The organism is Moorena sp. SIO3I8, assembly GCF_010692325.1.
Taxonomy (GTDB): Bacteria; Cyanobacteriota; Cyanobacteriia; order Cyanobacteriales; family Coleofasciculaceae; genus Moorena.
Genome location: NZ_JAAHHW010000013.1, coordinates 78,648 through 89,419, shown reverse-complemented (window position 1 = coordinate 89,419; position 10,772 = coordinate 78,648). Strand labels below are relative to the sequence as shown.

Sequence of the window (10,772 nt, the reverse complement as noted above, 5' to 3'; positions counted from 1 at the left end):
GATAGGTTTATCACTAAAGATTAACTTTCCTCTGAGGGTATATCTGTCAATGGCTACACCAGATGGCTGTTCATCAAGGTATGGATGAACTTCGTAGTAAACCTGGTAGATGTGCTTAGCTGCTCTCAAAACCGTAGGGTCTATCAGCTTCGGTAGCTCAATCCGAGTTTGGTAGTTTTCTTGTCTTTGCTGTGATGTATACACCACACTTTTTACCCTATTATTTCAGTTTGACTTTAATGCAATCACGCCCTCACGGCAAGGGGGTATTTCGACAAGAGGGCACTGATTAACCAGGTGAAACCAAGAGATTTTCCTGAGTTATTATAAGTAACCGCAGGTTTACACGATAAAATCAATTGATAATATCAAGGGATAACATCAAGATTGCTCTAAGCACTCAATTAGGGAATCTCCCATAGCCCGACAACCTAAGAGATTCATGCCTTCTGAGATGATATCTCCTGTGCGATCGCCTTTATCTAAAACCTTGACAACTGCTTGTTCAATGCAATCTGCTGCTTCAGGCTGGTCTAAGCCATAACGTAACATCATCGCAGCACTGAGTACCATCGCTAGGGGATTGGCTTTATCTTGACCAGCAATATCTGGAGCTGAGCCATGAACGGGTTCAAAGACTCCAGGGTTAGATTCGCTTAAACTGGCAGAGGGTAACATGCCAATACTACCGGTAAGCATAGCAGCAGCATCGGATAAAATATCCCCGAACATATTACCAGTAACGATGGTATCAAATTGTTTCGGAGCTCTGACCAATTGCATAGCAGCATTATCCACATATAGGTGAGACAGTTCCACATCAGGATATTCCGCTGCTAGGGTTGTAATGCGATCGCGCCACAACTGGGAAACATCCAACACATTAGCTTTATCCACTGAACAAAGTTTACCACCGCGTTTTTTAGCCGTTTCAAACCCTACTCTAGCAATGCGGTCAATTTCGGCTTCGGTGTAAGCCATAGTATTGACTCCCCGTTTCTCGCCAGTTTCCTGAGAAAAAATCCCTTTAGGTTGTCCAAAGTAGATGCCACCAGTGAGTTCTCTAACCACCATAATATCCACCCCTTCAACCACGTTTCGTTTCAAGGTCGAGGCATCAATCAGTTGGGGGAATATTGTCGCTGGTCGTAGATTAGCAAACAACCCTAACCCTGCTCTTAATCCCAACAATCCGGTTTCTGGTCGTTGGTGGCGCGGCAGATTATCCCACTTGTAACCCCCAATGGCAGCGAGTAAAACGGCATCACTATTGCGACATAGTTCTAGCGTATCAGTAGGTAGGGGTTCATTAGTAGCATCAATAGCTACGCCACCAATTAGGGCTTCAGTAAATTTAAAATTAATATCGAATCTCTTGCCAACAAAGTTCAACACATCTACAGCTACTGCCATGATTTCTGGGCCAATCCCGTCACCAGGGAGTAGGGTAATGCGGTAGGAGTAAGTCATAGTTAGTTTGGTCGATGCTTAAGTAAGTATAGGTGTCGTGGGTCAAAGTTGCAGCGTTCGATACTATAGCATCTGGCCGGTGTATCAGGGTAATTTTTTGATCAGCAGAGCTGGCAAGGGATAGGTTAAGGGATGTCACCGATGTAACTGATAGACTCAGACCTCGCAACAAGGTAACAGTCCGGAACGAATCCCTAAGCTAGCGATAACTGATAAAAATCAATAATTAAAATAATTCTAGGCAAGCTCAACCGCCCTAGGTCAACCCATAGATCAACAAGAAAGCGCTAGGCTGGAGAAAAAACCAACATCAGGTGCGACCCGTAGCGAATTTAATTCTTAATGGGTTAAGCGAAACTATGAATTTCCCTTTGTGGTGCGACCCCGCCCTTTTTGAAAGCGCTAGGGCCCACCAAGAGGAGGCTTTGCTCTTATCCTCTATTGGCTCAGACAGACCTTAGTATTAGGTAATTGAAACAGCTAAAACCAGACTCTGATGGTAAAAGAATTGGCTATTGATATCCGTGGACTCACCAAGCAATTCGACCGCCATGTGGCTGTGCATGAGGTGGATTTGCAAGTGGAAAGCGGTGAAGTTTACGGCTTAATTGGACCGAATGGTGCTGGAAAAACCACCCTGATCCGGATGTTAGCTGCAGCGGAAGAACCTACCACTGGTGAGATTTACATCAATGGTCAGCGTTTGCTAAGAGATCAAAGCAATCCTAGGCTAAAACAGCGTTTAGGCTATCTACCTGATGATTTTCCCCTCTATGAAGATTTAACGGTTTGGGACTACCTAGACTACTTCGCACGTCTATATAAATTACGAGGCTCAAAACGCCGACAACGCTTATACGATGTTCTGGAACTGATTGAATTAACCAACAAGCGTAATAGCTTGATTTCTACCCTCTCCCGGGGGATGAAACAGCGGCTTAGCCTGGCTCGAACTATTATTCATGAACCGATTTTACTGCTGCTGGATGAGCCAGTCTCTGGTCTTGACCCCATTGCTAGAATGAAGTTTCGGGAAATTATTAAGGTTCTCCAAGAAGCGGGGATGACGATTCTGATTTCCTCCCATGTCTTGAGTGATTTAGCCCAACTGTGTAGTTCAGTAGGCATCATGGAATTAGGGTATTTGGTAGAAAGCGCACCCCTAGATGAGTTTTACCAGCGTCTTGGTCGCCAGCAAATTCTGTTGTCAAGCCTAGGTCAGCTGGATGTACTTAAAGGGGAATTGAAAAATAATCCCCTTGTAGAAGACTGGGAGATATTACCAGAACCAGGTCGGATGCGGATTCATTTTTCAGGAGGTCAAGAGGATTGTGCACAGCTATTGCGATCGCTGGTTAATGCTGGGATTCCCTTGACAGAATTCCAGTGCTCTCAAGAAGACTTAGAAACAATTTTCCTTAAATTAGGTCATCAGCAAGCATCATAGCTCGATCATAGCTGCCTCATCACATGGCGAGTAAAAGGAGACTAATAGCGATATGGCACTTAATAATTTAGTTAACCAACTTGGGGAATTGAATCCCCAGGTGTTTCGAGAACTCAAAGGCCGTTTCAAACAGCGCAATGTCCTGATTACAGTGGCAATATCCTTGGTTGGTCAGTTGATGATGCTGATCGGTTTTGGAAGTAAGCTACCAGTAGTTGATGGTGACCGTACCATTTATAACCGATATTGCACTGGTGTCAACTACGATTACCAGCGTCCTTGCCTACCAGATGGCTTGGGAGGTTTTGAGATTAACTGGCCTCTGTGGTGGCAAGATGTATTTGTCTGGCTGAGTATTATCGCGGTTTTCAGCTTGTTGGTGGTTGGCACCTATATGCTAATCAGTGACCTCTCCAAAGAAGAAAGTCGTGGCACCCTGAACTTTCTGCGCCTGACACCTCAGTCAAGCCGGAGCATCCTAGGTGGCAAACTACTGGGGGTACCAGCATTGCTTTATCTAGCAGTTGGTTTCGCCTTACCATTGCATTTTTGTGCAGCTATTGCTGGTCAAATCCATTTGATTGAGCTTTTAGGATTTTACACCGTTCTCGCTACCAGTTGCCTATTTTGCTATAGCATGGCGCTACTATTTGGCTTAGTTAGCAGATCTCTAGGAGGTTTCCAAGCTTGGTTAGGTTCTGGTGCTGTACTCATCTTCTTGTGGATCACGACCATGGTGATTCATGACAGTGGTGTCAGCAATTACCCAGCTGACTGGCTAACGTTGTTTAATCCCACCATTGTCTTACCGTACCTGATTGATTCTAATTCCTTTGATGCAAGTAGGATTTCTACTTATCACCGTAGTTTCCAAGATTTGCGCTGGTTTGGTATCCATATCGGTGCCAGTTTCTGGACTATGGCTGGTTTTATTGTCCTCAACTACGGTGTTGGCAGCTACTGGCTTGGGCAAGGGCTAAATCGTTGCTTCCATAACCCTAAAGCAACCCTGATTAACAAGCAACAGAGTTACTGGCTGACCGCTAGCTTGGAAGCAGTGATTTTAGGATTTGCCCTCAACCCTCAAGTCAAAAACTGGCGTGGTTATACCCATGGCTTGGAACAGAATTCACAGATGCTGCTGGTGTTCAATGTGGTGCTGTTTCTAGCTCTGATTGCTGCTTTGAGTCCCCATCGACAAACCTTGCAAGATTGGGCGCGCTACCGACATCAGGATCGGACTTTCCGCAAAAAAGGAGGGCTGATAGCTGACTTAATCTGGGGTGACAAAAGTCCGGCTGTGGTGGCAGTGGCAATAAATTGTGCGATCGCATCTGCGATGTTACTGCCCTGGATCCTACTTTGGCCTGCCAATGAGTACAAGATAGCTGCCCTGTTCGCACTGTTGCTCAATAGCAGTATTATCATGATCTACGCCACAGTTGCTCAGTTAATGCTGTTGATGAAAGCAAAGAAGCGAGCTGCTGGTGCTGTGATAACGGTAGGAGGATTGATTCTCTTACCCCCCATCCTTTTCTCGATTGGGTCGATGGATCCCTATGAGACTCCTGCTTTATGGCTATTTTCCGCATTCCATTGGACTAGTTTGCAGCATGCTACTGCAAGTAGTGTTTTCTTGGCCATCATTGGTCAGTCCCTAGCCCTAACGTTATTGAACGTACAGCTAGGAAGACAATTGCGACAAGCAGGAGAATCAACCACCAAAGCCTTGCTTTCTGGAAAAACCCAATTACCCGTCACTGCTGATTAATTTTTTTAGTCTACCTAAGGGTTGTTTCGACCCTTAGGTCGCGCGTCGAGCAACTTTCCTACCCTAATCAAGGACTGGATTATAAAAGGGTTTTTTATCCTAATTATCGCGAAACATTTAAACATAAAATCTAGCTTGGAGTGTTTAGCATTATCCCAATGCTTCGCTCCTATTTTTTTATAATTTAATTTTTTATAATTTAATTAGCGCTAAAATCGACAACAACCAATGGTAAATCTTAAAGTTGAAGCTCAGCTCTCCTACGAGCAGTTACTGAGAGCTGTTGAACAACTCAGTTTATCTGAACTGGAGAAAGTTGGAGCATACATCATATCCCTCCAGGCACAACGGAAAGCCCCCAGTCTTTCTTCAGATCAGGCTAGGTTGCTAATAACTATTAATCAAGGTGTACCACCAGAAATTCAAAACCGTTACGATGAACTGATTGAAAAACGAAGAATGGAGATGCTGACACCTGGTCAGTATAGGGAACTTTTGGCTTTAAGTGATCAAGTGGAAACCATCGAAGCTAAACGTGTCGAAGCCATGGCAGAATTAGCTCGTTTGCGCCAAATATCCTTAAGCACCCTGATGGCAGATTTGGATATTCATTTCCCTGGCAATGTCTGATAAATCAACGATATTCTGGTTTTATTATACTCAACAAATATTTAAATAATGCAATAAACAAGAGGCAATTTTAAATAAATGTTGGTTTTAGTTGTGTTTTTTAGTGTTTAAACTATCATATTTAACTTATTTTATATTGAAATATATTACCAGAAAAAAAATAAAATTAATTTCAATTGTATTTAACTCCTCAAATAGTATTACTATTCCCTATTCCCTATTCCCTATTCCCTATTCCCTATTCCCTATTCCCTATTCCCTATTCCCTATTCCCTATTCCCTATTCCCTATTCCCTATGCCCTATTCCCTATTCCCTCAAATATAAATTTGAAACTTGATGCCAGTTGGAATTATTTAGCACTAAAAAAAAATAATACCATAAATTATAAATTTTTCCTAAAGCATAACTAGTTAGAGTTACCACTAGCATACAATCGTAGACTGATTTATCTATTTTATGGTTCTAGCTGATAACTAGACCCAGAGTGCTCAAAGGAAAAATCCTGCCAAGTTGTCTGGACAGTTCCATATATTAAGAGTAAACTGAAATACAAAACCCGTACTGTAGTAAAATTAACAGTTATTCTAAAATTCTGCTCAGCTATTATCAGCAATCTAACACCCTTAACAGCATAGGTGTTCTTGACCTTGGCGAATTTAATTGGCCACAGGTCGCACCAAAGGACCTGATCTACCACTAGAGGTGATAAGCGTGCAATCCCAAGTAATCTCAACAACCCCAGGCTCATCAACTACCCCCACTCGCCGCACAGGAGCATTTGCTCTAATGGATAGTCTCCACCGTCACGGTGTGACCCATATCTTCGGCTATCCCGGTGGGGCAATTCTACCGATATATGACGAACTATACCACTGGGAAGATGCTGGTAAAATACAGCACATCCTAGTCCGACACGAGCAAGGAGCATCCCACGCTGCTGATGGTTATGCCCGTGCTACTGGCAAAGTCGGTGTCTGTTTTGCTACATCTGGTCCGGGAGCCACTAACCTAGTTACCGGTATAGCTACTGCTCACATGGACTCAATTCCCCTAATTTGTGTAACCGGTCAAGTCGCCCGTGCTGCTATTGGTTCTGATGCCTTCCAGGAAACCGATATCTTTGGGATTACTTTGCCCGTTGTCAAACACTCTTATGTGGTGCGTGACCCTGCTGATATGGCGCGGATTGTTGCCGAAGCTTTCCACATCGCTAGCACCGGACGTCCTGGACCAGTCCTGATTGACATACCCAAAGACGTGGGTTTAGAGGAATGTGACTATGTACCGGTGGAAGCTAATCAACTCAAGTTGGTGGGCTATCGTCCAACACTAAAGGGCAATCCCCGCCAAATTAACCAAGCCCTAAATTTAATTCGGCAAGCACGACGACCCCTGCTTTACGTTGGTGGCGGAACCATTGCTGCTGGTGCCCATGATGAACTGCGCCAACTGGCAGAAATCTTCCAAATTCCGGTAACTACCACGTTGATGGGCAAGGGAGCATTTGACGAATCCCATCCCCTATCGCTAAAAATGCTGGGGATGCATGGCACTGCCTATGCTAACTTTGCTGTTAGTGAGTGTGACTTACTGATTGCTGTAGGAGCGCGATTTGATGACCGGGTGACCGGGAAACTGGATCAGTTTGCCTCTCACGCTCAAGTCATTCACATCGACATTGATCCGGCTGAGGTTGGGAAAAACCGCTATCCCCAAGTGCCAATAGTAGGGGATGTGCGCCGGGTTTTGCAAGATATGTTGCGCCGTTACCAGGAAATGAATATCTCAGCAGAACCTAATCAAACCCAGGAGTGGCTAGCACGGATTAACCGTTGGCGTCAGGAATATCCCTTGCAGGTGCCTGAATACCCCGATAGTCTATCTCCCCAAGAAGTGATTGTAGAGGTAGGGCGTCAAGCACCAAAGGCTTACTACACCACGGATGTCGGTCAACATCAGATGTGGGCAGCGCAATTTCTTAATAATGGACCGCGCCAGTGGATTTCCAGTGGGGGATTGGGAACCATGGGCTATGGCATGCCAGCAGCCATGGGAGTGCAGGTAGCATTCCGAGATCAGCAAGTGATTTGTATTGCCGGTGATGCCAGTATTCAGATGAATATCCAGGAACTGGGTACCCTGGCTCAATATGGCATCAATGTTAAGACCGTGATTATTAACAACGGTTGGCAGGGAATGGTACGCCAGTGGCAACAAGCGTTCTATGGGCAGCGTTATTCCTCTTCAAATATGGAAGTCGGGATGCCGGATTTTGTGCAACTGGCTCAGGCTTACGGGGTTAAGGGCATGATAGTTACTACTCGGGATGAACTACAGGATGCGATCGCACAAATGCTAGCCTACGATGGTCCTGTGTTGTTAGATGTTCATGTAACCAAAGACGAGAATTGTTACCCAATGGTAGCCCCTGGTAAGAGTAATGCCCAAATGATTGGTTTACCAGAAAAACCAATACTCAAGAATGCTACGGAGCTAATCTATTGCAGTAACTGTGGTGCCAAGAATGTAGCAAGTAACAATTTTTGTCCTGAGTGCGGCACCAAGCTTTAATATTGTGTACCTAAGGATTTGACATTGCTGATTAATGGCATGATTTAGGGTAATGGGTAATAGATAATAGTAATGGATAATTGGTAATTCACTATTTGCTAACTACCCAAGTCTAATTCATATCATTCCTTAGTTCAGCAAAGCTTATCATTGCTCCTTTAAACTTACTTACTTCGCTCACCAGCGGAGTATTTTTTTTGGTAAGTATCGTCAGTTTAATGGGACTTATTGCTCAGCTATCAGCTAATGCGCTACAGATGGTGCTACTTGAGGTGCTATCAGCTATCAGCTTCTGGAATGGCTAATAGCTAATTTTTAATTACCTGCCAGATTGATAATCCTTGAGGGTAATCATACATAAGTTATACATTAGTATACGTTATCCCATACATTAGTCTCCGATAATCATAACATAAGCCACCTAGAGGAGCTAGTCAGTAATCAAGATTCTAGTGATATAGCAGAAGTCAGAAGTCAGAAGTCAGAAGTCAGAAGTCAAACTCTTGCGCTTACTTAGGTTTGAGACTTTTGTCATGTCCGCGCCTGCCCTGGCGACTGCTATAACTGTTAATAGTGAATCCTATTGACTACCCAAGAATCTGCTACTCGTTTGAAAATGCTGTGTGTGCGCCTCTACATTATTGGTGATTTTGGATTGGTACAACAAGCACTAATCAACCATGAGTGAACTAAGATTACTAGATTGTTATGCTAGAAGGCTTTTTAAGCCTGCAAAATAGGTAGGATTGTTCGAGCCATCGGTAATCCTACTCCAATTATCAATTACCAAAAGGTAAGATTTATTGGTTGCAGGCATTGCTGAGAATTGGAATAACTAAAAATCACTCTTAAGTCAACATTAAATCAAACGCTTATTGCTATTATATATGATTAATACTAAGATAGTTCGGAATGGCCTAGCTCTCCTAGCTAGTAGCTTACTATTCACCCCCACTGCTGGTTTGGCTAGCTCTCCTCGTCAGGGGCAAGTTGAAAATAAATTAATCGCAGCAGCACAGTATTTAAGAGACCGCGATTATATGCCAACTCATCGACCGGTAGTAAATAGACTTTCCCGGAACCAAGTCGATGCATTTACCCTGGATCTAGAAGCTGGTAAATCTTATACCTTAGTAAGTTTTTGTGATGATGCTTGTCTCGATATTGACCTAGGTCTGTATGATAACAATGGCCAAACCGTTGACTATGATACTGACTATGGTCAATATCCGATTGTTCAAGTTACCCCTCGCGGCAGTGGGAAATTTATGGTTAAAGTCGGTATGCCCCACTGTGTAAGCTCTTCATGCTATTACGGGGTGGGGATATTCGCGAAATAGATCAAAACTGAGATCTTCCTTCCCATTTTGCCAAATTGATGCTATTATAATAAGTGGCTCGGATCGACGCGATCGCAACGCCCAAACCTTGTCAGGACCGGAAGGTAGCAGCAATACGGGATGCTTACGATAGGCGTGGACTCCGGGTCATCCTCGTAGCCACAACACATAGCCATAACACAATAGACATCCCTCCAGTTATCAGTAACTTCAGATATAGTTACTTCGGGCGGGCGGCGTAACTTCAGACAAGGGAAGAAGAATTGGCGGAAACAGTAGTGAAAGAAAACACTACTAAAAAGCGATATATCCCTGTTTACTACTGATCCGAAGTTTCCAGTGATGTGTTAGCTTCCCCCATCAATCATCACCCTATAGTTAGCCTAATTTGAGGTAAGCTCGATAATTTCAGTATCTGAAATCAATTCACCATTATGAACTAAATCCTGATGGTTGTTGGAATTTAAGGTAACCGTGATTTCATTTCTACCAGGTTCAAGCTTGCCAATATAATACCAATTGCCGTAAATCCTGGTAATTTTTTTGCCATTGATGAATAGATGGGCATGTCCTTCTCCTGGTTGATGGGCTTTGCTAGCATTCTTGGCAGAAAATTGGAAGTTAGAAACCTTTATTTCCAAATTCCATCCTGTCATCGGATCTGGATACACCACTATGTCAACATCTGGAACAGGTTGACCAGAAGGAATTTCCATTGTGCCATGATGATGACCCATATCTTCACCATGGTGACTACTGCTGCCGACTTTGTGATTATGGTGATTATGCTCCATGTCTTTACTATGGTGATTACCGGTTTCAGTTTTATCACCATGGACCTGAGCATGGGTCTGTTCAGAATCTAGATCTTCATGGCTAGCCATTCCACAACCACTACCTAGTAAGCTGATAGTTAGCAAACTGGCTGATGCTAATCTTAAAATAGTTCTAAGTGCTGAAAATAGTGCTAAGTGCTGAGGGCTGAGTGGGATTTCTTTGGGTCGGTAAGTGAATAAGGTCTTGCTCATCCGATCGACAGTTGTTGTTTTAACCATGGACTTTGCTAAATTGCCCATGGTAGTGTATATCATGTCATTTAAAATATCAAAAGACAAGCTGTAAAACCTGGTAATTAGTTAGCAAAGCATATGCGCTACGCGCACGGTGCGCGAACAGCAGTCAGCGTTCAGCGGTCAGATTAAAATAAACCCGGGAGAATTTAATATTGATAGATTAATGATAAGTGAAAGTATTGATAAAAGTCCTTGGCCTATGGCTACGCTACACCGAAAGGCTTTGTGGAACAGGCTTCTATTGTGACACAGACTTCTATTTGTGGCACAGGCTTTGACACTCTGACAGAACGAATGCTTAGCTCTTTATTCAAAAGCTAATAGCTATCAGCTAATAGCTGATAGCTTACAAAGAATCAACGATGCTGAAAGCCCCGTGTCTTTAGACCGGGTCAGAAGTTACCGTAAGAAGAGTGGATCCTTTATAGTTGGCAGGCTATGCAGATAAGGATTAAAACTTATTGATTA

General features: G+C 43.5%; 9 protein-coding genes and 1 other RNA gene. 7 read left to right on the top strand and 3 right to left on the bottom strand.

Annotated elements, in window-relative coordinates; genetic code table 11:
• Both F6K51_RS07615 and leuB read right to left on the bottom strand, forming a co-directional pair.
• Positions 1 to 207 (bottom strand): hypothetical protein (locus F6K51_RS07615; RefSeq protein WP_365939922.1); only part of this gene is annotated, 207 nt, incomplete at its 3' end.
• 174 nt (positions 208 to 381) lie between these two features.
• A complete protein-coding gene (leuB, locus tag F6K51_RS07610) occupies positions 382 to 1,470 on the bottom strand; it encodes a 3-isopropylmalate dehydrogenase (protein WP_293019303.1) in 1,089 nt (362 codons plus the stop codon).
• Between the two features lie 496 nt (positions 1,471 to 1,966).
• On the opposite strand from leuB, the gene F6K51_RS07605 reads away from it, so the two are divergent.
• From F6K51_RS07605 to ffs, 7 genes are all read left to right on the top strand, one after another.
• A complete protein-coding gene (locus F6K51_RS07605) occupies positions 1,967 to 2,917 on the top strand; it encodes an ABC transporter ATP-binding protein (RefSeq protein WP_070395840.1) in 951 nt (316 codons plus the stop codon).
• 52 nt (positions 2,918 to 2,969) lie between these two features.
• Complete coding sequence (locus F6K51_RS07600) at positions 2,970 to 4,688, top strand: ABC transporter permease subunit (RefSeq protein ID WP_293019302.1); 1,719 nt, start codon at positions 2,970 to 2,972, stop codon at positions 4,686 to 4,688.
• Positions 4,689 to 4,916: 228 nt separating this feature from the next.
• The gene (locus tag F6K51_RS07595) at positions 4,917 to 5,318 is read left to right on the top strand and encodes an STAS/SEC14 domain-containing protein (RefSeq protein WP_293019301.1); all 402 of its coding nucleotides are present in this window, start codon (positions 4,917 to 4,919) and stop codon (positions 5,316 to 5,318) included.
• 176 nt (positions 5,319 to 5,494) lie between these two features.
• Positions 5,495 to 5,644 (top strand): hypothetical protein, encoded by a 150-nt coding sequence (locus F6K51_RS07590; RefSeq protein ID WP_293019300.1) that lies wholly within the window; start codon positions 5,495 to 5,497, stop codon positions 5,642 to 5,644.
• Between the two features lie 387 nt (positions 5,645 to 6,031).
• Entirely contained in the window at positions 6,032 to 7,891 is a 1,860-nt protein-coding gene (ilvB, locus tag F6K51_RS07585; RefSeq protein WP_293019299.1) for a biosynthetic-type acetolactate synthase large subunit, read from the top strand.
• A gap of 887 nt (positions 7,892 to 8,778) precedes the next feature.
• On the top strand, positions 8,779 to 9,231 hold the full coding sequence (locus F6K51_RS07580) for a hypothetical protein (protein WP_075903342.1): 453 nt from the start codon (positions 8,779 to 8,781) through the stop codon (positions 9,229 to 9,231).
• Positions 9,232 to 9,286: 55 nt separating this feature from the next.
• An RNA gene (gene ffs / locus F6K51_RS07575) (signal recognition particle sRNA small type) lies at positions 9,287 to 9,383 on the top strand.
• Positions 9,384 to 9,614: 231 nt separating this feature from the next.
• On the opposite strand, the gene F6K51_RS07570 is transcribed toward ffs, so the two are convergent.
• Entirely contained in the window at positions 9,615 to 10,286 is a 672-nt protein-coding gene (locus F6K51_RS07570) for a hypothetical protein (protein WP_198954190.1), read from the bottom strand.
• Between the last annotated feature and the right edge of the window lie 486 nt (positions 10,287 to 10,772).

What these genes read in the sequence shown, in the direction of transcription:
- F6K51_RS07600 (WP_293019302.1), top strand. Translation starts at nt 2,970, where the DNA reads ATGGCACTTAATAATTTAGTTAACCAACTTGGGGAATTGAATCCCCAG.
- F6K51_RS07570 (WP_198954190.1), bottom strand. Translation starts at nt 10,286, where the DNA reads ATGGTTAAAACAACAACTGTCGATCGGATGAGCAAGACCTTATTCACT.
- F6K51_RS07595 (WP_293019301.1), top strand. Translation starts at nt 4,917, where the DNA reads ATGGTAAATCTTAAAGTTGAAGCTCAGCTCTCCTACGAGCAGTTACTG.
- leuB (WP_293019303.1), bottom strand. Translation starts at nt 1,470, where the DNA reads ATGACTTACTCCTACCGCATTACCCTACTCCCTGGTGACGGGATTGGC.
- F6K51_RS07580 (WP_075903342.1), top strand. Translation starts at nt 8,779, where the DNA reads ATGATTAATACTAAGATAGTTCGGAATGGCCTAGCTCTCCTAGCTAGT.
- F6K51_RS07605 (WP_070395840.1), top strand. Translation starts at nt 1,967, where the DNA reads ATGGTAAAAGAATTGGCTATTGATATCCGTGGACTCACCAAGCAATTC.